The sequence below is a fragment of the Leuconostoc falkenbergense genome (assembly GCF_045801155.1).
Lineage (GTDB): Bacteria > Bacillota > Bacilli > Lactobacillales > Lactobacillaceae > Leuconostoc > Leuconostoc falkenbergense.
Map to the genome: position 1 here is coordinate 1992571 of NZ_CP174386.1, position 22430 is coordinate 2015000.

At 41.1% G+C, this 22430-nt stretch carries 21 protein-coding genes, 8 tRNA genes and 1 pseudogene (1 of these 30 running past the window's edge); 2 read left to right on the forward strand and 28 right to left on the reverse strand.

The window, feature by feature from the left end; all coding sequences use genetic code 11:
- The 16 genes from rpsC to rpsL form a co-directional block, all read right to left on the reverse strand.
- Entirely contained in the window at positions 1 to 672 is a 672-nt protein-coding gene (gene rpsC, locus ACI3ES_RS10250) for a 30S ribosomal protein S3 (RefSeq protein WP_004911266.1), read from the reverse strand.
- Positions 672 to 1028, reverse strand: coding sequence for a 50S ribosomal protein L22 (gene rplV, locus ACI3ES_RS10255; RefSeq protein ID WP_004911267.1), 357 nt, complete (start codon positions 1026 to 1028; stop codon positions 672 to 674). Before rplV ends, rpsC begins: the two co-directional genes overlap by 1 nt.
- Before the next feature lie 14 nt (positions 1029 to 1042).
- Positions 1043 to 1321, reverse strand: coding sequence for a 30S ribosomal protein S19 (gene rpsS, locus ACI3ES_RS10260; protein ID WP_002816034.1), 279 nt, complete (start codon positions 1319 to 1321; stop codon positions 1043 to 1045).
- 17 nt (positions 1322 to 1338) lie between these two features.
- Complete coding sequence (gene rplB, locus ACI3ES_RS10265) at positions 1339 to 2172, reverse strand: 50S ribosomal protein L2 (RefSeq protein ID WP_010296466.1); 834 nt, start codon at positions 2170 to 2172, stop codon at positions 1339 to 1341.
- A gap of 22 nt (positions 2173 to 2194) precedes the next feature.
- Positions 2195 to 2482, reverse strand: a complete 288-nt coding sequence (rplW, locus tag ACI3ES_RS10270; RefSeq protein WP_004911278.1) for a 50S ribosomal protein L23 — start codon at positions 2480 to 2482, stop codon at positions 2195 to 2197.
- Positions 2482 to 3105 (reverse strand): 50S ribosomal protein L4, encoded by a 624-nt coding sequence (gene rplD, locus ACI3ES_RS10275; protein WP_004911281.1) that lies wholly within the window; start codon positions 3103 to 3105, stop codon positions 2482 to 2484. Before rplD ends, rplW begins: the two co-directional genes overlap by 1 nt.
- A gap of 32 nt (positions 3106 to 3137) precedes the next feature.
- Positions 3138 to 3824, reverse strand: coding sequence for a 50S ribosomal protein L3 (gene rplC, locus ACI3ES_RS10280; RefSeq protein ID WP_407631993.1), 687 nt, complete (start codon positions 3822 to 3824; stop codon positions 3138 to 3140).
- Positions 3825 to 3899: 75 nt separating this feature from the next.
- Positions 3900 to 4208 (reverse strand): 30S ribosomal protein S10, encoded by a 309-nt coding sequence (gene rpsJ / locus ACI3ES_RS10285; protein ID WP_002816040.1) that lies wholly within the window; start codon positions 4206 to 4208, stop codon positions 3900 to 3902.
- A gap of 253 nt (positions 4209 to 4461) precedes the next feature.
- Positions 4462 to 5541 (reverse strand): ABC transporter substrate-binding protein, encoded by a 1080-nt coding sequence (locus ACI3ES_RS10290; protein WP_114667418.1) that lies wholly within the window; start codon positions 5539 to 5541, stop codon positions 4462 to 4464.
- A 1-nt stretch (position 5542) separates the two neighbouring features.
- Positions 5543 to 6370: an ABC transporter permease gene (locus ACI3ES_RS10295; protein WP_114667419.1), complete on the reverse strand. Its 828-nt coding sequence runs from the start codon at positions 6368 to 6370 to the stop codon at positions 5543 to 5545.
- Between the two features lie 9 nt (positions 6371 to 6379).
- Complete coding sequence (locus ACI3ES_RS10300) at positions 6380 to 7201, reverse strand: ABC transporter permease (protein WP_114667425.1); 822 nt, start codon at positions 7199 to 7201, stop codon at positions 6380 to 6382.
- On the reverse strand, positions 7188 to 8291 hold the full coding sequence (locus ACI3ES_RS10305; RefSeq protein ID WP_114667420.1) for an ABC transporter ATP-binding protein: 1104 nt from the start codon (positions 8289 to 8291) through the stop codon (positions 7188 to 7190). Before ACI3ES_RS10305 ends, ACI3ES_RS10300 begins: the two co-directional genes overlap by 14 nt.
- A gap of 96 nt (positions 8292 to 8387) precedes the next feature.
- Positions 8388 to 9575: an MFS transporter gene (locus tag ACI3ES_RS10310; protein WP_080518851.1), complete on the reverse strand. Its 1188-nt coding sequence runs from the start codon at positions 9573 to 9575 to the stop codon at positions 8388 to 8390.
- Between the two features lie 80 nt (positions 9576 to 9655).
- Entirely contained in the window at positions 9656 to 11767 is a 2112-nt protein-coding gene (gene fusA, locus ACI3ES_RS10315) for an elongation factor G (RefSeq protein ID WP_114667421.1), read from the reverse strand.
- Positions 11768 to 11919: 152 nt separating this feature from the next.
- Complete coding sequence (rpsG, locus tag ACI3ES_RS10320; RefSeq protein WP_004899475.1) at positions 11920 to 12390, reverse strand: 30S ribosomal protein S7; 471 nt, start codon at positions 12388 to 12390, stop codon at positions 11920 to 11922.
- A 15-nt stretch (positions 12391 to 12405) separates the two neighbouring features.
- Positions 12406 to 12819 carry a 30S ribosomal protein S12 gene (gene rpsL, locus ACI3ES_RS10325; RefSeq protein WP_004911305.1) on the reverse strand — a complete coding sequence of 138 codons (414 nt, stop codon included), beginning with the start codon at positions 12817 to 12819 and terminating at the stop codon, positions 12406 to 12408.
- A gap of 243 nt (positions 12820 to 13062) precedes the next feature.
- Here rpsL and ACI3ES_RS10330 point away from each other — a divergent pair.
- Both ACI3ES_RS10330 and ACI3ES_RS10335 read left to right on the forward strand, forming a co-directional pair.
- Positions 13063 to 13317 (forward strand): annotated as a pseudogene (locus ACI3ES_RS10330) (prepilin peptidase); the annotation flags it as partial.
- 33 nt (positions 13318 to 13350) lie between these two features.
- Positions 13351 to 13713, forward strand: coding sequence for a prepilin peptidase (locus tag ACI3ES_RS10335; protein ID WP_233127267.1), 363 nt, complete (start codon positions 13351 to 13353; stop codon positions 13711 to 13713).
- Positions 13714 to 13748: 35 nt separating this feature from the next.
- Here ACI3ES_RS10335 and ACI3ES_RS10340 read toward each other — a convergent pair whose 3' ends face one another.
- The 12 genes from ACI3ES_RS10340 to ACI3ES_RS10395 form a co-directional block, all read right to left on the reverse strand.
- Positions 13749 to 16229, reverse strand: coding sequence for an ATP-dependent Clp protease ATP-binding subunit (locus ACI3ES_RS10340; RefSeq protein ID WP_004911311.1), 2481 nt, complete (start codon positions 16227 to 16229; stop codon positions 13749 to 13751).
- Positions 16230 to 16377: 148 nt separating this feature from the next.
- Positions 16378 to 17496, reverse strand: a complete 1119-nt coding sequence (gene prfB / locus ACI3ES_RS10345; protein ID WP_114667422.1) for a peptide chain release factor 2 — start codon at positions 17494 to 17496, stop codon at positions 16378 to 16380.
- A gap of 50 nt (positions 17497 to 17546) precedes the next feature.
- Positions 17547 to 19961 (reverse strand): preprotein translocase subunit SecA, encoded by a 2415-nt coding sequence (secA, locus tag ACI3ES_RS10350; protein WP_114667423.1) that lies wholly within the window; start codon positions 19959 to 19961, stop codon positions 17547 to 17549.
- 128 nt (positions 19962 to 20089) lie between these two features.
- A complete protein-coding gene (serS, locus tag ACI3ES_RS10355; RefSeq protein WP_114667424.1) occupies positions 20090 to 21397 on the reverse strand; it encodes a serine--tRNA ligase in 1308 nt (435 codons plus the stop codon).
- Positions 21398 to 21728: 331 nt separating this feature from the next.
- A tRNA-Ile gene (locus tag ACI3ES_RS10360) sits at positions 21729 to 21802 on the reverse strand.
- A 26-nt stretch (positions 21803 to 21828) separates the two neighbouring features.
- Positions 21829 to 21899 (reverse strand) — tRNA-Gly (locus ACI3ES_RS10365).
- 30 nt (positions 21900 to 21929) lie between these two features.
- Positions 21930 to 22002 (reverse strand) — tRNA-Phe (locus ACI3ES_RS10370).
- 20 nt (positions 22003 to 22022) lie between these two features.
- A tRNA-Asp gene (locus ACI3ES_RS10375) sits at positions 22023 to 22096 on the reverse strand.
- A gap of 2 nt (positions 22097 to 22098) precedes the next feature.
- A tRNA-Met gene (locus ACI3ES_RS10380) sits at positions 22099 to 22172 on the reverse strand.
- A gap of 29 nt (positions 22173 to 22201) precedes the next feature.
- A tRNA-Ser gene (locus ACI3ES_RS10385) sits at positions 22202 to 22291 on the reverse strand.
- Positions 22292 to 22313: 22 nt separating this feature from the next.
- Positions 22314 to 22387: transfer RNA gene (locus ACI3ES_RS10390), tRNA-Ile, on the reverse strand.
- A gap of 13 nt (positions 22388 to 22400) precedes the next feature.
- Positions 22401 to 22430, reverse strand: a tRNA-Met gene (locus tag ACI3ES_RS10395) (it continues 44 nt past the right edge of the window).

Here is a 22430-nt window from a genome sequence, read left to right on the forward strand (position 1 = left end):
TTACTTACTGTTTTTCTTTTGTGGCAAAACATCACCACGGTAAATCCAAGTCTTAATACCCAAGTTACCATAAGCAGTCATTGCTTCATCCCATGAGTAGTCAATGTCTGCACGTAAAGTATGCAAAGGAACAGTGCCTTCAGTATATTGTTCGATACGGGCAATATCTGCACCATTCAAACGACCTGAAACCATAACTTTGATACCCTTTGCACCGGCACGAGTAGCACGTTGGATAGCACCACGCATTGCGCGACGGAAAGCAACACGGCGTTCCAAATCACCAGCAATTTGTTGTCCAACCAAATGTGCACTCAAATCAGGCTTCTTGATTTCAACGATGTTAATGAAAACGCGCTTTGAACGACCCTTTTCATCTTTATCTGTCAATTTTGCCAATTGAGTACGAAGCTTTTCAACTTCTGAACCACCCTTTCCAATTACCATTCCAGGCTTGGCAGTGTGGATTGAAACGTCAACACGTGACTTAGTGCTACGTTCAATTTCAATGCGATCAACTGAGGCATCAGCTAAATTCTTTTCGATATACTTACGAATACGCAAGTCTTCGTGAAGTTGGTTAGCATAATCAGCCTTGTCAGCAAACCACTTTGCGTCCCAGTCGCGAATAACGCCAACACGGAACCCAGTAGGGTTAATCTTTTGACCCATTACTTTGCCTCCTTCTCAGCAACCACAATTGTAATGTGGCTTGTACGCTTGTTGATAGGTGAAGCAGAACCTTTGGCACGTGGACGGAAACGCTTTAGCGTTGGTCCTTCGTTCGCGAAGGCTTCCTTCACAATAAGATCTTCTCTGTCTAGTGAGAAGTTATTTTCAGCATTAGCAACTGCTGAGTTCAAAACCTTGTAAATATCTTCAGTAGAAGTATTAGGTAGGAACTTCAAAATTGCGTATGCTTCGTTAACGCTCTTACGGCGAATAGTGTCAAGAACTAAGCGTGCCTTACGTGGGGCAACGCGAACGATCTTAGCAGTCGCGCGAGCTGATGTAACTTGTTCAGCCATTTTTCACTTCCTCCTTATTTACCAGTCTTTTTATCGTCGTTCTTGTGTCCCTTGAACGTACGAGTTGGTACGAATTCACCTAACTTGTGACCGACCATATCTTCTTGCACATATACTGGAACGTGCTTGCGACCATCATAAACGGCAATTGTAAAGCCGATGAAGCTTGGGAAGATTGTTGAACGACGTGACCAAGTTTTGATCACTGATTTCTTTTCAGAATCAACTTGCGCTTCAATCTTCTTAAGCAAGTGTGGGTCCGCAAATGGTCCCTTTTTTAAACTACGAGCCATTAGTTGTCTCCTTTCCCTTACTTACTCTTGCGACCGCGAACGATGAACTTTGTTGAAGCTTTCTTCTTATCGCGAGTCTTCTTACCGGCAGTCTTCTTACCCCATGGTGACATAGGACTTGGACGACCAACTGGTGCTTTACCTTCACCACCACCGTGTGGGTGATCGTTAGGGTTCATAACTGATCCACGAACGTGTGGACGCTTTCCACGCCAACGGTTACGACCAGCTTTACCCCAGTTAATCAATGAATGTTCGGCGTTACCAACTTCACCAATTGTGGCGCGGTTAGTAGCTAAGACCAAACGTACTTCTCCTGAAGTCAATCGAACAATGATGTACTTACCATCACGTCCCAAAATTTGTGCTGATGTACCCGCTGAACGAGCCAATTGGCCACCCTTACCAGGCTTTAATTCGATATTGTGAATCAAAGTACCTTCAGGAATAGCACTCAATGGCAAGGCATTGCCGGGCTTAATGTCGGCATCAGGACCAGATTGAACTTTATCGCCAACCTTCAATCCCTTTGGCGCCAAGATGTATGACTTAATACCATCTTCATATACCAACAAAGCAATGTTAGCTGTGCGGTTTGGATCGTACTCGATAGCCTTAACAGTAGCTGTCTTGTCATCTTTAATACGCTTAAAGTCTACGATACGGTAGGCTTGCTTATGTCCACCAGCGTGGTGGCGAACTGTCATGCGACCTGATGCATTACGTGCACCAGTCTTTGACTTTTTAGCCAACAAACTCTTCTCGGGCGTTGTCTTAGTGATTTCAGCAAAATCTGAAGTCGTCATATTACGACGTCCGTTAGAGGTTGGCTTATATTTCTTGATAGCCAATGTCTTATCCTCCTATTTAGAATTAACCTTCGTTAAAGATTTGAATATCTTTTGAATCTTTTGACAGCGTTACAGTTGCCTTTTTTAACTTACGTGTATAACCAACATAACGGCCTTGGCGCTTAAGCTTACCACGAACGTTTGCTGTGTTGAGACCTGAAACTTTAACATCAAAAATTTCTTCGATAGCTTTCTTGATTTCAGGCTTTTTTGCGCGAGTATCTACTTCGAAGACATAACGCTTACGTTCTGTTTGCGCCATTGAAGCTTCGGTGATGATAGGGCGACGGATAATATCGCGTGCATCCATTAGGCAAGACCTCCTTGGATTTCTTCGATTGATGATTGAACAATCACCAGCTTATCTGCATTAACAACGTCAAGTACGTTGATACCCTTTGTTGTCATAACTTGAACATTAGCCAAGTTACGTGCTGACAAGATCGCGTTTTCATTGTCTTCATCAACAACTACTAATGTCTTTGTGTCAGCTGACAAGTTAGCCAAAACCTTTTTAAAGTCTTGTGTCTTTGGTGCTTCAAATGACAAAGCATCAACAACAACCAACTTATTATCAGCAACTTTTTGTGATAATACTGACTTCAAAGCCAATTGATAAGCTTTACGGTTGATACGGTAAGCGTATGAACGAGGTGTAGGACCAAAAACAATACCACCGCCACGGAACTGAGGTTCACGAATTGAACCAGCACGTGCACGACCAGTACCCTTTTGCTTCCAAGGCTTACGACCACCACCAGAAACAGCAGAGCGGTTCTTGACAGCATGTGTACCTTGACGCAATGATGCACGTTGCATCAATACTGCATCTGTAATAACGGCGTTGTTAGGTTCGATGGCGAAAACTGCATCATTCAATTCAATTTCAGCAGCTTGACTACCATCTTGCTTTAATACAGCAACTTTAGTCATGATTGATTGTTCTCCTTTCTATATAGTTTAGATTAAGCTTCTTCTGAATCAGCGACAGGTGCAGATACACCAGCCATTTTGATTTCAGGATGCTTTGCATTAACTTTAACAGTTGATTTGATTGTCAAAAGTGACTTGTTGGCGCCGGGAACATTTCCCTTCAATAGCAAGAGGTTATTTTCAACATCAACGTGTACAATAGCAACATTTTGCATTGTGCGCTTGTTGTTACCCATACGACCTGGCAAGAGCTTACCCTTGAAGACGCGGTTAATAATCGCACCCATTGAACCAGGACGACGGTGATAACGTGAGCCGTGGGCCATAGGTCCACGAGACTGACCAAGACGCTTAATTGAGCCTTGGAAGCCATGCCCTTTTGTGATGCCCGTTACGTCGACGTATTCCCCTGCTTGGAATGTATCCACTTTGATTTCATCCCCTGCGTTAAATTCGCCTTCCGCGTCGCGGACTTCACGAACGTAGCGCTTAGGGGTCGTGTTTGCTTTTGAAGCGTGACCTTGTTCAGGTTTGTTTGACAAAATTGCACGTTTGTCTTGGTAACCGAGTTGAATAGCACTATAACCGTCTGTTTCTGCATTTTTTACTTGCAAAACGACGTTTGGTGTTGCTTCAACTACGGTAACTGCGATCAATTCGCCAGATTCTGTGAAAACCTGAGTCATACCGACTTTGCGGCCTAAGATACCTTTAGTCATGACTAATCTCCTTAATTATTGTGCTTAACTTATTTTTTGTCTCTAAGTTGAGACGCGAAGTTATATCCGTTAAGATTACAACTTGATTTCGATCGCAACACCTGATGGCAATTCAAGCTTACGCAATGCGTCAACTGTCTTGTCAGTAGGGTTCACAATGTCGATCAAACGCTTGTGCGTGCGCATTTCAAATTGTTCACGGCTATCCTTGTGCTTATGTGGTGAACGTAGAATTGTATACAATGTACGTTCAGTTGGCAATGGGATAGGACCAGCAATTTCTGCGCCCGTACGCTTAGCTGTCTCAACAATTTTTTCTGCTGATTGGTCTAAGATGCGGTGTTCGTATGCCTTCAAACGGATACGGATCTTCTTTTGTGCCATTATTTCGTGCCTCCTCGTTGATTTTGTAAATCAGCTAACTCCGATTAAAAACCGACAACACTGCTTGTGTTTTGCGCGCCCATGGCAACGCGGCCGCGCGTGTCGCAACCTTAATCATCATCGCTAAACATTGATACACCAGGCTTTCGGTAGGTTTATATGACTACTGTTCCAAAAGCGTACTCAAATATAATAACAGAAAAACCCCTGCATTGCAAGGGTTTTGTGCGATATTTTCAACAATTCTTTTTACTCATCTTTGTGTCATTTTAAATTCCAAAAAGGCATCATTATATTTTTCTGTCCATTTTTGTCCTAAGTCTGAATATACTTGCAAGTGACTCACAGTTTTGGCGTCTGGATAAAACTGTTTGTCCTCACGAATACTCTTAGGTAATAGTGCTAATGCCTTTTTGTTTGGCGTTGCATAACCAATATATTCGGCATTTTGGGCCGCATTTTTTGGTTCACTAATGAAATTTAAGAAAGCATAGGCAGCCGCTTTATGTTTAGCAGTTTTTGGCATAACAATATTATCAAACCAAAGATTTGACCCCTCGCTCGGCACAACATAATGTAAGTGTTTATTGTTCGCCATTGCTTCGGACGCCTCTCCAGAATATGTTACGGCAATTGACGCTTCGTCTTGTGCCATATACATTTTGATTTCGTCAGCAATAATGGCTTTAACATTTGGCATCAAAGTTGTTAGTTTGCCTTGAGCCGCCGCCAAATCAGCTGTTGACTTATCATTTACAGACTTTCCTTGTGTAATCAATGTAAAACCTAATACATCACGTGCCGAGTCAATTAACATGACTTGATTTTTAAACTTGGACGACCATAAATCATCCCAATGTTGGACATCACTGGCTTTTACGTATTTATCATTGTAGATAATACCTAAAGTTCCCCAAAAGTATGGGACAGAGTATTTGTTGTGTCTATCAAAAGATTGGTTCAGGAATCGACTGTCGTAATTTTTTAATCCCGTCAGTTTCTGATGATCCAGTGGCAACAATAAATTTGCAGCCTTCATTTTCTCAATCATGTATTCCGACGGCACAGCTAAATCATAAGATGTCCCACCCTGTTTAACCTTCGTAAACATGGCTTCATTGGAATCAAAAGTTTCGTAACTGACTTTGTAACCTGTCTCTTTAGTAAACTTTTTAAGTAGAGCTGGATCAATATAATCTCCCCAGTTATACAGATTCAAAACTTTAGAACCACCCTCACCACTACCAGTTTTGGCAGCCAAATAGCGCTGTGCACCGAACAAAACAGCAACAACAATTAAAATGGCAACGACACTAGTCAATAACTTTTTCATGCTATAAACCCTCCGTAGCCGGTGTTACCAGTCGCGTACCACGCTTTTTATTTTTAGATGAGCGCGTTGAAATAACGTAATATAGTAAGACAAGTACGAGCGATACAATAAACATCATTGCCGACAAGGCATTAATTTCCAAGCTAACCCCCTGACGGGCCCGAGAATATATTTCAACAGATAACGTCGAAAACCCATTACCAGTTACGAAAAATGTCACCGCAAAATCATCCAAAGAATACGTAAATGCCATAAAAAATCCAGCCAAAATACCTGGTGATATAACGGGTAAAATCACGCGCGATAACATTTGCCAGTTATTAGCGCCTAAATCTTTAGCAGCAGCAACTAAGGATTGATTCATTTCTTGGAGTCTCGGCAAAACCATCAAAACAACAATCGGAATACTAAAAGCAATATGCGACAGGAGTACTGACGCAAATCCTAATGAAAAACCGACAACTGTAAACAATATCAAAAACGAAGCGCCAATAATAACATCAGGTGATACCAACAGAATATTGTTTAATGATAAGAAAATATTTTTAATCAACTGATTGCGCTGATCATAAATATACAACGCACCAGCCGTTCCCAAAATACTAGCCAAAAGCGAAGACAATAGTGCGATTAAAAAAGTATTAACCACTATCTCGATAATGCGCGTATCTGCGAACAACTCAGCGTAATGCTTCAAGGAAAATCCGTCCCATCCTTGCATCACATCACCTGCATTAAATGAATAAATAATCAAGAAAAAAATTGGTAAGTACAGCAAAATGAAAACAAACCACAAATATAAATTTGACCATTTAAAAGCTTTTTTCATTTATATTACTCACTTTCTCGTATTTTTTTTGACACGGTCACGCGTCAAAATCATCGTCACAACCATCGCTACAATTAAAATCACACCAATCGTCGATCCAAGTTGCCAGTTTTGGGTTACTAAAAAATGTTCCTCGATTGCTGTACCTAACGTAATCACACGATTACCGCCTATCAAACGTGTAATCATAAACAATGACAAACTTGGAATGAAAACAGCTTGAATGCCTGCCTTCACGCCTGGCATTGATAATGGCAAAATAACTCGTCGTAATGTTTGCCATTTATTGGCACCCAAATCACGACTAGCTTGCTCCAGTTTTGGATCAATTTCTGCCAACGAATTAAAAATTGGCAGAATCATAAACGGAATTTCAATGTAGGCAGCAACTAACAAAAAGCTCCAATCAGAAAACAACAGTTGCAGTGGGGCAATGCCAAAGAAGCTCATGAAATTATTAACCGTACCGGTTTTTGACAAGAGACCAATAAACGCATAGGTCTTTAACAGCAAATTAATCCACGTTGGCAGGATTACTAATAGCAACCAAAATTGTTTTTGCTTGAGCTGATTGAGTAGGTAAGCCATCGGATAACTAATTACCAATGTAATTAGTGTAATCAAAAAAGCAAACCAAACTGAATTGAACGTCATGCGAAGGTATGTGCCACTACCAAAATAAACAGCATAGTTATGTAAAGTTAAACCACCATTCGCACTAGTTAATGATTGAAATAGCAATAAAAAAAGTGGGGCAATAACAAATAGCAGTAGCCACGCGCCATAAGGTACGAGATAAAATAACTGACGTTGTTGTTTACTCTTCATCATCATCCTCATAACTTTCCAAACGCGCGTCAAAATCATCTTCCGACTCGTTAAAACGCATAATATGAATATCTTCTGGATCAAATGTCAAGCCAACTCGTTCTCCAACTTGAGCCGAGTTCGTTGCTTGAACTTGCCACTCATTACCATCATCATCAATTGCTGTAATTTCATAATAATCACCACGGAATGATTGGTCATCAATGGTCACAATTAACTTACCATTTTTAATGGTAGTTAAATCCAAATCTTCAGGCCGTAAGACAACCTCAACTCGTTCATTAGGTCGCATACCAGCATCCACATTTTCAAAATCTTTGCCAACAAAATGAACAACGTAATCCGTCTTCATAATGCCATCAACAATGTTACTTTCACCAATAAAGTCCGCAACAAAATGGTTAATCGGTTCATCGTAGATATCTTCAGGTGTCCCATTTTGTTGTATGACACCATCATTCATCACAAAAATCCAATCAGACATGGCCAACGCTTCTTCTTGATCATGCGTCACAAAAACAAATGTAATACCAAGTCTTTGCTGAATTTCACGTAACTCATACTGCATGTCTTTGCGCAACTTGTAATCCAATGCAGACAATGGTTCGTCAAGTAACAAAACTTTTGGATCATTAGCCAAAGCGCGCGCAATCGCCACACGCTGCCGTTGCCCACCTGACAGCTCACTAATATCACGATCAGCATATTGATCAAGTTTAACCAACTTCAGCATGTCATGAACTTGTCGTTCAATATCGGTCTTTGACATTTTCTTTATAGAAGGCCCAAAAGCCACGTTTTCAAAAACATTCATATTAGGAAACAAAGCATAGTCTTGGAAAACAGTGTTAACAGTTCGTTTTTCCACTGGTACATCATTGATACGCTTGTTTTCAAATAAAATATCACCTGAAGTTGCCGCCAATTGACCAGAAATCAAGTTTAATATCGTTGTTTTACCAGATCCCGATGGCCCCAACAAGGTATAAAATTTACCTTGTTCTAAAGACAAGTCGATGCCCTTCAAAATCTCTGTGTCACCATAAGCTAAGCTTACAGACTTAAATTCAATAATTGGTGTTTGCTCTGCCAAATTCTCAACCTCAACTCTTTTCGATAATTTCAATTTTACACTAATTTTTAAGACATAAAAAGAAAATCATATTCTGCCATTTAGCCTCAGTGACTACTATGCCTCAACGATTTTTTCATGATTTTCAACAACAACAATAGCTAGTGTCATTAAGATGAACAAAATAATAATAACGATAATTTGCGGTGTCCAAGAATGCCACCAACCATATGCGTAACCAAACATAGCTGGACCAATTGCCGCAATCAAATAACCACCACTTTGCGACATACCCGACAATTGCGCTGTTTGCCCCGGCGTGCTGGTTTTAAGCGTGAATGTGGTCATCAAATACGGAAATAACACCGATGTGCCGACACCAATAAATAAATTGACCAGTAACCAGTAGGCAAATGTGCCTTGTGGATTTAGTAGCAGAAGGTAGCCAATTGTACCTAAAATTGAAAAACTAGCAACCAGCCATTGTTTTTGATGTTTGTTCAACCTAACAACAATTGAAGGTACTGTTAACGCAAATGGTAAACCAATTAACGAGTTAAGACCAGAAAATAAACCAGCGGTGGCCGGCGTTAATCCGGTTTGAATTGCCATTGTCGGCCCCCATGCCATCAAAACATAGAACATTGCAGATTGCATACCACCAAAAAACAATAATAACCAAGCATTACGGTTTTTCCAAACATTGAATCGGACCGTTTTCTGGTGAGGACTCGTTATTTGAGTAGCTTGCCTTTTTGCCGCAAATCGCTCATTAGGCAACCAAACCAGTAAAGCGCCAATTAGCAAGATTGTTAGCAGTCCTACGAAAATTTGCCAACTAGTTAATGCTGTTATTGGCGCTGCTAGACTTGCCCCAACGGCTGTTGCTAACATCATGCTAAATGTAAAAACAGACGTCATCGGACCGACTTTCATCGGAAAATACGTTCGAATAACACTGGGCAGCAACACATTCATGTGAGCAACACCAATACCAATTAGCATTGTTCCAATATAGAGAAAAGTTGCATTGATGACTCGAATACCCGACCCAATAATTAGCAGCATTAACATCAACGCAAATGCTCTTTCTAAACCAATCTTCTGTGCTACTTTTGGAGCTGTGGAAGAAAATAGCGCAAATGCTATCAATGGAATAGTTGTTAGCATACCCAATTGGCCAACAGGTACACCTTCTGATTTGGAAATACTACTCAAAATTGGTGGTATAGCCGTGAAGGGTAATCTCAAAATCATCCCGACAACAATAATACCTGGAATTAAAAACTTACTGTGATTTTTCATGTCAATTTACCTAATAATAACAAAACGGCGTCACTCCGTTGAGTGACGCCGTTTATACTGAACCATCAGTCAGTTAAAGATTAATTTTCTTGACCGTGAGTCTTGATAATTTCTTCTTGAATGTTCTTAGGAACAGCTTCGTAGTGATCGAAAACCATTTGGAATGTACCACGGCCTTGCGTTGCTGAACGCAAAGTAGTGGCATAACCAAACATTTCTGACAAAGGCACCTTAGCCTTAACTGCCAAAACAGGACCACGTGACTCTTGACCTTCAATCATACCACGGCGTGCTGAGACGTGTCCCATAACATCACCAAGGTTATCTTCAGGTGCAACAATATCAACAGCCATAATTGGTTCCAAAATAACCGCGCCGGCTGTCTTAGCAGCTTCACGCAAAGCCAATGAAGCAGCAATCTTAAAGGCAGCTTCACTTGAATCGACATCGTGATATGAACCATCATACAACTTAGCTTTCAAATCAACTAATGGGAATCCAGCCAAAGGACCAGCATTCAATGCTTCCTTCAAACCAGCTTCAACTGATGGAATATATTCACGAGGCACAACACCACCAACGATGGCATCTTCGAATTCAAATCCAGCCCCTTCTTCGTTTGGTGAGAATTCAATCCAAACATCACCATACTGACCTTTACCACCAGATTGACGTTTGAAGTAACCACGTGCTTGCACTGTCTTAGTAAAGGCTTCACGATAAGCAACTTGTGGTGCACCAACAGTGGCTTCAACATTGAATTCACGGCGCATACGATCAACCATGATATCCAATTGCAATTCACCCATACCAGCAATCAATGTTTGACCAGTTTCAGGGTTAGTTGTAGCACGGAATGAAGGATCTTCTTCAGCCAATTTTTGAATGGCATTTGACAATTTGTCTTGATCAGCCTTTGTCTTTGGTTCGATAGCCAATTCGATAACTGGTTCTGGGAACTCCATTGATTCCAGAATCAGTTGATGGTCAACAGCTGTCAAAGAATCACCAGTTGTCGTGTTCTTCAAACCAATAGCCGCAGCAATATCACCAGAGAATACTTCTTCAATTTCAGTACGTGAAGTAGCGTGCATTTGTAGCAAACGACCAACACGTTCACGTGTATCAGAGGAAGTATTTTGTACGTATGAACCTGATTGCAAAGTACCAGTATAAACACGCATAAATGTCAAACGACCAACGAATGGATCTGTCATGATTTTGAATGCCAAAGCAGCGAAAGGCTTTGAATCATCAGCAATCAAATCAACTTCTTCGTCTGTCTTTGGATCTTTAGCAATATATGGCTTAACATCCAAAGGTCCTGGCAAATAATCAACAACGGCATCCAACATCATTTGAACACCCTTATCTTTATAAGCTGAACCCGCAAGAATTGGGTAGAATTGAAGTGCTAATGTAGCACGACGAATCGCTGCCTTTAATTCTTCAACAGAAATATCTTCACCTTCAAGATACTTTTCCATCAAATCATCATCGACATCAGCAACAGCTTCAATCAATGTGTTGCGCTTTTCTTCCGCCAAATCTTTCAAATCAGCTGGAATATCACGTGGTTCCCACTTTTCACCAAGTTCATCAACAGGGTAATAAGCTTCTTGTGTAATCAAGTCAATAACAGCTTCGAAGTCATCCTCAGCGCCGATTGGCCATTGAATTGCTTCAGCATTAACTTGCAAACGTTCGTGCATTGAGTCAACTGACATTTGGAAATCAGCACCCATTTTGTCCATCTTGTTAACAAAGACGATACGTGGCACATCATAGGTTGTTGCCTGACGCCAAACTGTTTCTGTTTGTGGTTCAACCCCAGCTGCACCATCAAGTACGGCTACGGCACCATCAAGAACACGCAAAGCACGTTCAACTTCGATTGTGAAGTCCACGTGTCCAGGTGTATCAATGATGTTAACACGATAAGGTGTTTTTTCAAATTGATCAAAGAAGCCGTGCCAAACAGCTGTTGTAGCAGCTGATTGGATTGTGATACCACGTTCCTTTTCTTGTTCCATGAAATCCATTTGTGAAGCACCATCATGTGTTTCACCAATTTTGTGAATTTTACCTGTATAGTACAAGATACGTTCAGTAGTCGTTGTCTTACCCGCATCAATGTGGGCCATGATTCCGATGTTACGTGTACGCTCTAGTGGGTATTCACGTTTTGCCATTGTGAGTTATCTCCTGGTTTAGTTATATATGCAACAAAAAGCGACACATAATTGTGTTCGCTTTTTGATGGTGCTTGTTTTGACAAACACCATCTATGACAATTGTACACTATTTGACGCGCAAGAATAATTAAATTCTTGTCATCAACAGATTACCAACGATAGTGTGCAAACGCACGGTTGGCTTCAGCCATCTTGTGCGTATCTTCGCGCTTCTTAACAGATGCACCAGTGTCATTGGCAGCATCCATAATTTCTTTGGCTAAACGCTCATCCATTGTGTGTTCATTACGCAAACGTGAGTAGTTAACCAACCAACGAAGTCCCAAAGTCGTACGACGATCTGGACGAACTTCGATTGGCACCTGGTAGTTAGAACCACCAACACGGCGAGCTTTAACTTCCAATACTGGCATAATGTTTTCCATGGCTTGTTCGAAAACTTCCAATGGTTCATTGCCAGTTGCTTCCTTGATACGATCAAAAGCATCATACAAGATTGTTGAAGCTGTACCACGCTTACCATCAAGCATCAACTTGTTGATCAAACGTGAAACGAGTTTTGAATTGTAAATTGGGTCAGGCAAAACTTCCTGACGCTTAGTATAACCTTTACGTGGCATTAGTCAGTCTCCTTCTTACTTCTTTGGCGCCTTTGTACCATACTTTGAACGTGATGTCATACGACCATCAACACCCGCAGTATCCAAAGCACCACGGATAATGTGGTAACGTACACCAGGCAAATCCTTAACACGACCACCACGAATCAAAACAACCGAGTGTTCTTGCAAGTTATGACCAATACCCGGAATATATGCTGTTACTTCATACAAGTTTGAAAGACGCACACGGGCGTACTTACGCAAAGCTGAGTTAGGCTTCTTTGGTGTCATTGTACCAACACGTGTTGCGACACCACGCTTTTGTGGGGCAGCATTGTTAGTTGCTTTTTTCTTCATTGAATTGTAGCCAAAGTTCAAAGCAGGTGATTTTGACTTAGAAACCTTTGACTTACGTGGCTTACGAACCAATTGGTTAATTGTAGGCATGCTACAGTCTCCTTAAATTTTTCATTAGTTTCACAGTTCCAGGTGTTTCATTTCTGTTTTCAAACAAAAATGCTCACCGGAAATCTGCTGACAGTTACCTTTACAGCGCCGTTCAGCACAGTGTGACAATGTCACAGAACAGATTACTTAAAAGCACGTTCAATATAATACCAGATTGAGCGATAAAGTCAAGTGGGTATTTACATTTTGTGAATAAGTATTTGTTTTTTCGTACTATTCCACATGGAAAATATATTGATATTGATTTTTAATAGCATCATTGTTTCGTCAGTTATGTGTGCCAATGATCGCATCCAACATAATATTTCATTACTACATCCCAGATCGTTTTGCCTGATGTGTCATCATTTATTAAAGTGGTACGATCTCGTGCCGTTTTTTTCGGCAGTTTTCACGTTTGCAAAATGTCGCTATTGTCACAAACGTTTTGGTTGGCGCTATCCTGCATTAGAATTGACGTGCACACTGTTTGGCACCATGCTTTGGTATTCCTCGACCCTTCAATGGCTAATGGCAGTAGTACTACTGTTTTTATCACTTGAAGACTGCGAGTCGCAGACCATCCATAGCTACTTGATTATTCCGCTGTTATTGTACGCAATCCACCAACACCATGATCAATCGCACATTTTTCTAGCTTTATTAATTGGCTTGATAGCTTATTATTTGGTTTATATACGACGCGCTTTAGGATCCGGTGATATTCCAGTTTTATTGACACTCATTTTTTCAACAACAACCTATGTTTTTGTACTAGGCTTGTTGTTAGGCTGTTGTTTAGCCACACTTTTTTTAGCATTGTCATCACAAAAACGTTTACCATTTGTGCCTTTCCTAACCGTTGGTTGGCTACTAATTGGTGTCTTGATATAAAAAAACACTTGAATTATCTTCAAGTGTTTAAACTATTAAGTTGCTGGCGACGTCGTTTTAAGTGGTTTCGTTGTAATTTTAATACTGCCATTCTTTGCACCAATTGTAACGGCATCTTCGGTGGTAATATTACCACGTAACAATTCTTCACTAAGTGCATCTTCAACACTTGTCTGAAGTGCACGTCGAATTGGGCGGGCACCATATTCAGGATCAAAACCAGCACTGGCAACAACGTCAATGGCGGCCGGCGTCATCTTAATTGTAATACCTTGTTCAGCAACACGTTGTAGCACTGAACGACTCATCAATTTTACAATTTCATGTAACTCTTGTTTGGTCAAACTCTCAAAGACAATTGCCTCATCTAAACGGTTGATGAATTCTGGCCTGAAAGTCTCTTTCAGTGTTTCTCTAATTTTAGCTGCAACAGCTTCATGATCATTTTTCAAATCAACAGCACCAAAACCAACTGATTTTTCATCGCGAAGACGTGTGGCACCTAAATTAGAAGTCATAATAATGATTGTATTGCGAAAATCAACTTTACGACCTTTAGAGTCAGTCAGATAGCCGTCATCAAAGACTTGCAACATCAAATTAAAGATATCCTGATGGGCTTTTTCAGCCTCATCTAGCAAAACAACTGAATAAGGATGATTGCGTACTTTTTCAGTCAATTGTCCACCTTCATCATAACCAACATACCCAGGTGCAGAACCGATTAATCGACTAGCTGACCAGCGTTCTTGATATTCGGACATATCGATACGAATGAGATTATCTTCACTACCAAAAATAGCTTCTGCCAGCGCTTTAGCCAACTCCGTTTTTCCAACACCAGTTGGTCCCAAAAACATAAAGGTCCCAATGGGGCGCGTAGGATCTTTCAATCCAGAACGTGCACGTCGAATAGCGCGTGCAACTGCGGAAACTGCAGCCTGTTGGCCAACAACTCGCCGTCCTAGAACTTTTTCTAAATTGACTAAACGCTGCTGATCGTTTTTTTCTAACTGTGTCAACGGCACCCCTGTTTGTTGAGAAATAACTTCAGCGATGTCTTGTGTTGTCACATGTAAATCATATTGCGAGCGTTCGCCATTAGCCACTGCTGCTTGTATTCTCGCCTCTTTCTTAGCTAATTTTTTCTTGAGCTTCATTTCTTCGGTACGCAGTTGCGCTGCTTCTTCAAAATTTAAAGCTTCAATAGCAGCATCTTTGTCTATCTCAATTTGCTTAAGACGAGTTACTACTTTGTCATTCGTACCACTATTTTCTGTTGCTTCAATGCGAACTTTTGCGCCCGCTTCATCAATTAAATCAATTGCTTTATCAGGCAAAAAACGGTCACTGATGTACCGCGATGATAGCTTCACAGCCGCATTTATCGCTTCATCATCAATTTGTACTTGGTGATGTTCTTCAAATTTAGGTCGGATGCCATTCAATATAGCAATTGCATCTTCTTGCGTTGGTTCGTCAACAGTCACTGAAGCAAAACGTCGTTCTAATGCCGCGTCAGATTCGATGTACTTTTGATACTCATCAAAGGTGGTTGCGCCCAATGTCTGTAATTCACCACGAGCTAAAGCTGGTTTCAAAATATTTGACGCATCAATAGCGCCTTCAGCACCACCAGCACCAATTAAAGTATGCAACTCATCAATGAATAGGATAACTTCGCCATCTTGATAGATTTCTTCGATTATTTTTTTCAAACGATCTTCGAACTCGCCACGATATTTAGTACCAGCAACTAATGACCCCATATCAAGCGCCATTAAACGCTTATGTGACAAATTTTCTGGTACTTCACCCGCGACAATTTTCTGAGCCAATCCTTCTGCAATTGCTGTCTTTCCAACACCCGGTTCACCAATCAAAACAGGATTATTCTTGGTACGACGAGATAAAATTTGCACAACACGGCGAACTTCTTTAGATCGTCCAATAACTGGATCCATTTTTTCATCACGTGCCATCTGCGTCAAGTCACGCGCCAAGCCATCTAAAGTCGGTGTTCCGGCCGCTGCTTGCTGCTTCTCACGTTGTTTCATTTGTTTGCGAATGTCTGTGACACCCAGCTTCCGCAAGATTGCCCGACGCAAATCTTGCAAATTAGCATCTAATGCCAACAAAATTCGTGAAGACAAGATACTTTCATCTTGCAGCAGCGCTAATAAAATATGTTCAGTTCCTACTTTGGGTTGTGCCAAAGCACGAGATTCTTCACCAGCTTGTCGTAAAATATCAGCTGCTTTTGGTGAATATGGTAAATAAACGCCCTTTTCATAGCGGCTTGACATACCATAGCCAGTAAAGTGTTCAATTTCTTCACGGATATCATCATCCGTGACATTAAACTGCGTCAAAATTTTGCTAGCAATACCCTCTTGTTCGATGGCCAAAGCTAACAACAAGTGTTCCGTGCCAACTGCTTGATGTTTAAAATATTTTGCCTGTTCTTGTGCCAAAGCCAGAACGTTTTGAGCACTTGGTGTATAGTTATTATCCATGTATGCCTCCTTAAAATTCGGCTGTGTTTGTATAATATTGACTTATATTATAACCCAATTAGATGTTATTAGGAAATCATTTGTTTGTATCAGCGTCATTTAATCGCAATTCAAAATTCAAAAAGCCGAAACGACCGTTTCGACTTCATTAATTTGGATTTTTTAGTGATAATTGCCACTGCAAATAGGCGTTGATAAAAGGATCCAAGTCACCGTCAAGAACCGCTTGTGGCTGATTAGTTTCGTAGTTAGTCCGATGATCTTTAACCATTTGATAGGGGTGCAAAACGTAAGAACGTATTTGTGATCCCCAACCGTTTTCCATTTTTTCACCAGTGAGTGCTGCTCGCTCGGCTTCCTTTTTCTCAAGCTCTAACTGATAAAGTTTACTTTTTAATAATCGCATGGCATAATCGCGGTTACCATATTGTGTCCGTTCAACTGTTGATGAGACAACAATACCTGTTGGTTCGTGTGTCAAACGCACACCAGTGGAAACCTTGTTGACGTTTTGACCACCAGCACCACCCGAACGGAACACATCCATTTTGACATCATCATCACGCACTTCCACTTCAATTGAGTCGTCCAATTCTGGCATCACATCAACCGATACGAAGCTCGTATGCCGCCGTCCAGCACTATCAAAAGGTGAAATTCTAACAAATCGATGTACACCTTTTTCACTGCGTAAAAAACCGTATGCATTGTGACCTGTCACTTTTATCGTAGCGCTATCAATACCAGCTTCATCACCCGCATGGTAATCAAGCGTTTCCACTTGAAAATTATGTTGTTGCGCCCAACGAGTATACATACGGTACAAATTAGCACCCCAGTCAGTTGATTCTGTTCCACCAGATCCTGGATGAATTTCCAAAACGGCGTTATTAGCATCATAAGGTTCTGTCAATAATTGTTCCAAGTTGTAAGCATCAATGTCTTGCTGTGCTTTCGCAATACCTTCAGAAAGTTCATTTTCCAAATCTGTATCTTCGGGATCTTCAGCTAACATTTCTGTCAAAACTTCCAAATCCTCAACTTGACTAGTCAAATTCAAGAAAGAATCACGCCGATTTTTCAAAACATTATTTTCTTCAATGACTTTTTGCGCTTTATCATTGTCATCCCAAAAACCTGGCTCAGTCATACGGTTTTCGTAGTCTGCAATTTCTTCAGTTAATGCCTCCAAGTCAAGACTATTCCGAAAACGCGTGATATTTTCTTGCATATCAGCAATCGCATGTTTGGCATCAATAATTTCCATATTATTTCCTTTCAAAATAAAAACGAACAAAGTTCGCTTTTATTTGTCTATTAAGCACGTAAATTCTGACGAATTTCAGCTTTCATGAAGGTGCGCGTGGCATCATATTCGACGTCAGCGATCATTTTATTGAAATTAGCATAGGCTTCATTTTGGTACTCAATCAAAGGATTTAATTGACCATAACCTCGCAAACCAACACCTTGGCGTAGGCGATCTAATGAATCGATATGATCAGTCCAATGTTGATCGACCGCTCTCAAAATAACCACTTTTTCAAATTCTAGCATTTGCGCGGGATCATAAAGTTGGGCTTGTTTTTCTTTATAATTATCCTTAGCTAATCGCAATAGTTTTGCTTTGATATCGTCACGAGACAAACCTTTCAACTGTTCAACAGTCACTGCATCTTCGTGTCCTAAAGCATTGCCAACAAAAGCAACGATTTGAGCTAGATCCCAAGTCTTATTATCTTTAGATTTTGTTTGCGCATCAACAACTCGATTAATCGTTCGTTCGACCATAGGCATCAACACCCATTCGAGCGATTCGTTCTCATCAATCACAATATCTCGTTCATGATAGACTAATTCACGCTGCTCACGCACAACATCATCATATTGTAATACGTTTTTACGTGTGTCATAGTTGTTTCCTTCGACACGCTTTTGCGCTGATTCAACAGAACGCGTAATCATACGATTTTTAATCACTGTGTCTTCTTCATCCAAATTAAGTCGCTGCATCAACAAACGAACACGATCAGCTCCAAAGCGAATCATCAAGTCATCTTCCAGTGATAAGAAGAATTGTGAGAAACCGCGGTCCCCTTGACGACCAGCACGACCACGTAACTGGTTATCAATTCGACGTGATTCATGACGTTCAGTTGCAATAACTGCTAGGCCACCTAGTTCTTCAACACCAGGGCCTAATTTGATGTCAGTCCCACGACCAGCCATGTTAGTCGCCACAGTCACAGCGCCACGTTGACCAGCATTAGCAATGATTTCGGCTTCTTTGGCATTGTTTTTAGCGTTCAAAACATTATGTGGCACATTTTGCGCCATCAAAATTTTAGATAACAATTCTGATGCTTCAACTGAACCTGTACCAATTAAGATAGGTTGACCCTTTTCATGGAGTTCAACAATAAGCTTTACAACAGCATTATACTTGGCACGAACTGATGGATAAAGTAGATCCGGGTAATCCACACGTTGGATTGGACGATTAGTTGGAATCGTAATCACTTCCATGTTGTAAATTTCACGTAACTCTTCTTCTTCAGTCTTAGCCGTTCCTGTCATACCTGACAACTTTTTATACATACGGAACAAATTCTGATACGTAATTTGTGCCATTGATTTGTTTTCTTCTTGAATTTCAACGCCTTCTTTGGCTTCGATTGCTTGATGTAAACCATCTGACAAACGTGTTCCCTCAGAGATACGACCTGTTGATTGGTCAATCAACTTCACTTCGCCATCCTGCACAACGTAGTCTTTGTCGTTGATATAGTTGAAATTAGCCCGTAAAGCCTGATCAATGTGATGAGTCAAAGCAGTATCATTTGCATCATACAAATTATCCAAGTTGAAGAAAATTTCACCCTTATGAATACCTTCATTAGTCAACATGGTTGCTTTAGCTTCTTCATCTACCTTGTAGTCTTCATCACGTTGCAAAGTTTTCACAAAGCGATCTGCTCGAGCATACATTTGTGAAATGCCCGATCCTGGGCCAGAAATAATCAATGGTGTTCGTGCCGTATCAATCAAAATTGAATCAGCTTCATCAATCAATGCAAAGTTCAAGCCACGCTGCATCACACGCTCTTCCGCTCGACGAACCATGTTATCACGCAAATAATCAAATCCAATGTTAAAGTTCGTCGAATAGGTAATATCGGCGTCATAGGCGGCACGCTTTTCTTCAGCAGGCGCATCACCAACGTTGACACCAACGGATAGGCCAAGCCAATTGTAGAGTTGTCCCATCTGTTCCGCATCACGTGCTGATAAATAATCGTTAACAGTGACAACGTGAACGCCGCGTCCTGATAAAGCATTCAGATACACAGCCATCGTCGCTGTCAGTGTTTTTCCTTCACCTGTGCGCATTTCAGCCAAATTACCATCATGTAATACAGCCGATCCCATAATTTGTACTCGGAAAGGATATAATCCCAACACACGTTTGGCGCCTTCTCTGGCAACGGCAAATGCTTCAGGTAAAATCTCATCCAGTACTTTTGCTAACGCTTTATTTTGCTTTTCCTTATTTTTAATTCCATCTGTTGCTTTGTTGATGGTTTCCTTAAATTCATCTGTCTTAGCTTGTAAGGCCTCATCAGACATTTTTGACATTTGATCAGCATAACTTTCAACCTGATCAGCAATGTTGTTTAATTTTTTGAGTTGTTTTTTTGAATTATCAACTAATTTACGTATTGGATTATTCATGTTATTTAGCGTGTCTTCAGTAAAATGACACGTTTCTCCTCTAAAACCTAAATTTGTGTGGTCTAGCGCACAATAGTCTACGTTCCATTATATCAAAAAAAGAGCCCAAAAAATAGACTCTTTTAATTTTAATGATGAGTTTTAGCTTCGAGCTTTTCTTGTCCGCCCATGTAGGGACGCAAAACTTCAGGAATCGTGACAGAGCCGTCTGGATTCTGATAGTTTTCTAAAATAGCAGCAACAGTTCTACCCACAGCAAGTCCCGAACCATTTAAAGTATGGACCAGCTGTAACTTGTTATTTTCATCACGGTAAGTGATATGCATACGGCGCGCTTGAAAATCTTCTGTATTTGAAACTGAAGAAATTTCGCGGTATACATTTTGTTGTGGCATCCAAACCTCAACATCGTAGGTTTTTGCTGCAGAAAATCCCATATCCCCAGTTGAAAGTAAAATAACGTGATAAGGTAGCGCTAACTTTTGCAAAATGTTTTCGGCGTTTGCTGTCATTGCTTCCAACTCATCATACGATTGTTCAGGCTTAGTAAACTTAACCATCTCAACCTTATTAAATTGATGTAAGCGAATTAACCCACGCGTATCTTTTCCAGCAGAACCCGCTTCCTTTCGGAATGAGGGTGACAACGCCGTTAATTTAATTGGCAAATCCTCTGCCGGTATCGTTTCTCCAGAGTAATAATTTGTCAAAGGTACTTCTGCTGTTGGAATATAAGTTTGATCGAGTCCAGCTACCCGATACGCATCATCCTGAAACTTTGGATACTGTCCGGTTCCAAACATTGCTGAATCATTGACTACAATCGGCGTAATCATTTCAGTGTAGCCTTCTTTACGATGCTCGTCCAACATAAAATTATAAACAGCGCGTTCTAAACGTGCACCATCACCAACATAGTACAAGAAACGTGCGCCAGAAACCTTTGCGCCACGCTCAAAATCCAAAATTCCAAGTGCTTCACCAATATCGTAGTGAGCTTTCACCCAATCTGTTTTCACAAGTGCTTCAGGACGATTATCATAATGTTCAGGAGCCCATTTGCGTTGTTCAACGTTGGCAGACTCGTCTGGTCCAACAGGCACTTCGCTAGCAGCCAAGTTAGGCAAGTGCGCCGCAATTTCATTGACTTGCTCATCTAATTCTGCTTGTTTGGCGTCTAACGCCTTTATATCACTACCAACTTGTTGCATTTGAGCAATCGCGTCACTAGCATCTTCTTTTTGACGTTTTGCATAGGCAATTTTGTCAGAAACTTCATTTCGTTGCGCCTTCAAATTTTCAACACGTTGAATGGTATCACGTCGTTCCTGATCTAATGCCAACAATCGATCAAGCGTGCCAGGTTCAACGCCTCTATCCAGAAGTCTTTGACTTGCTTCTTCACTATTTTTTCTTAAATAACGCATATCTAACATAATATATTCCCTCATTTTTTAAAATAAAAAGCGTTCTCGTCTTGTTGTTAAACAAGGGACGAAAAACGCGATTCCGTGGTACCACCCAATTTCTATAACCTAAATTATAGCACTTCATTACCTTTAACGAGGGCACCGGGCAGCATTACCTGCCAAACTAAGATTAATGGAGTTTCACGCTGTTATTTCTCATCAACCAATAACTTTCTTTGATGCGCTACTTATAATAATCACTAAGAACATTCTATCCTATTACAAATTAAAACACAAGGGGAAACAAAAAGAGGAAACAAACGTTATGTTACCATAACACTTGCTTCCCCCTGAATCATGGGCCATCCAGGACTCGAACCTGGGACCTCTGCGTTATCAACACAGCGCTCTAACCAACTGAGCTAATGGCCCATATTTTGATGCCGCTTCTAACATCAAGCGAATGACGGGAATCGAACCCGCATAGCCAGCTTGGAAGGCTGGAATTCTACCATTGAACTACATTCGCAAGTAGTTCCTGTCGGAAGTCTCCTCCCTATGGCGCTGGACGGAATCGAACCGCCGACACATGCAGCTTCAATGCATTGCTCTACCAACTGAGCTACAGAGCCATCTCATTGTTCCCAATGAACGGTCACAGCGGGGCTCGAACCCGCGATCTCCTGCGTGACAGGCAGGCGTCCTAACCAGCTAGACCATGCGACCAATTGCGGGAGCAGGATTTGAACCTACGACCTTCGGGTTATGGGCCCGACGAGCTACCAGACTGCTCCATCCCGCGATAATTTTATTGCGACATCTTCATGCCTAAGGAGAATGTGGGATTCGAACCCACGCGCCGGTTTCCCGACCTGACGGTTTTCAAGACCGTTCCCTTCAGCCAGACTTGGGTAATTCTCCATTATCTTTGCTTCGTCCTGCATGGACCATGTTGGACTCGAACCAACGACCGGACGGTTATGAGCCGTCTGCTCTAACCAACTGAGCTAATGGTCCTCTTTCGAGCCTATCGCGGCGGGGGGAATCGAACCCTCGACCT

Excerpts from the sequence above, each read along its gene's own strand:
- ACI3ES_RS10300 (WP_114667425.1), bottom strand. The coding sequence starts at position 7,201 with ATGATGAAGAGTAAACAACAACGTCAGTTATTTTATCTCGTACCTTAT.
- prfB (WP_114667422.1), bottom strand. The coding sequence starts at position 17,496 with ATGGAAATTATTGATGCCAAACATGCGATTGCTGATATGCAAGAAAAT.
- rplC (WP_407631993.1), bottom strand. The coding sequence starts at position 3,824 with ATGACTAAAGGTATCTTAGGCCGCAAAGTCGGTATGACTCAGGTTTTC.
- fusA (WP_114667421.1), bottom strand. The coding sequence starts at position 11,767 with ATGGCAAAACGTGAATACCCACTAGAGCGTACACGTAACATCGGAATC.
- rpsC (WP_004911266.1), bottom strand. The coding sequence starts at position 672 with ATGGGTCAAAAGATTAACCCTACTGGGTTCCGTGTTGGCGTTATTCGC.
- ACI3ES_RS10290 (WP_114667418.1), bottom strand. The coding sequence starts at position 5,541 with ATGAAAAAGTTATTGACTAGTGTCGTTGCCATTTTAATTGTTGTTGCT.
- serS (WP_114667424.1), bottom strand. The coding sequence starts at position 21,397 with ATGTTAGATATGCGTTATTTAAGAAAAAATAGTGAAGAAGCAAGTCAA.
- rpsS (WP_002816034.1), bottom strand. The coding sequence starts at position 1,321 with ATGGCTCGTAGTTTAAAAAAGGGACCATTTGCGGACCCACACTTGCTT.
- rpsJ (WP_002816040.1), bottom strand. The coding sequence starts at position 4,208 with ATGGCACAAAAGAAGATCCGTATCCGTTTGAAGGCATACGAACACCGC.
- rplV (WP_004911267.1), bottom strand. The coding sequence starts at position 1,028 with ATGGCTGAACAAGTTACATCAGCTCGCGCGACTGCTAAGATCGTTCGC.
- rplW (WP_004911278.1), bottom strand. The coding sequence starts at position 2,482 with ATGGATGCACGCGATATTATCCGTCGCCCTATCATCACCGAAGCTTCA.
- rpsL (WP_004911305.1), bottom strand. The coding sequence starts at position 12,819 with ATGCCTACAATTAACCAATTGGTTCGTAAGCCACGTAAGTCAAAGGTT.
- rpsG (WP_004899475.1), bottom strand. The coding sequence starts at position 12,390 with ATGCCACGTAAAGGTTATACTAAGCGTCAGGAAGTTTTGCCTGACCCA.
- ACI3ES_RS10340 (WP_004911311.1), bottom strand. The coding sequence starts at position 16,229 with ATGGATAATAACTATACACCAAGTGCTCAAAACGTTCTGGCTTTGGCA.
- rplD (WP_004911281.1), bottom strand. The coding sequence starts at position 3,105 with ATGACTAAAGTTGCTGTATTAAAGCAAGATGGTAGTCAAGCTGCTGAA.
- ACI3ES_RS10335 (WP_233127267.1), top strand. The coding sequence starts at position 13,351 with ATGGCAGTAGTACTACTGTTTTTATCACTTGAAGACTGCGAGTCGCAG.
- ACI3ES_RS10295 (WP_114667419.1), bottom strand. The coding sequence starts at position 6,370 with ATGAAAAAAGCTTTTAAATGGTCAAATTTATATTTGTGGTTTGTTTTC.
- secA (WP_114667423.1), bottom strand. The coding sequence starts at position 19,961 with ATGAATAATCCAATACGTAAATTAGTTGATAATTCAAAAAAACAACTC.
- ACI3ES_RS10310 (WP_080518851.1), bottom strand. The coding sequence starts at position 9,575 with ATGAAAAATCACAGTAAGTTTTTAATTCCAGGTATTATTGTTGTCGGG.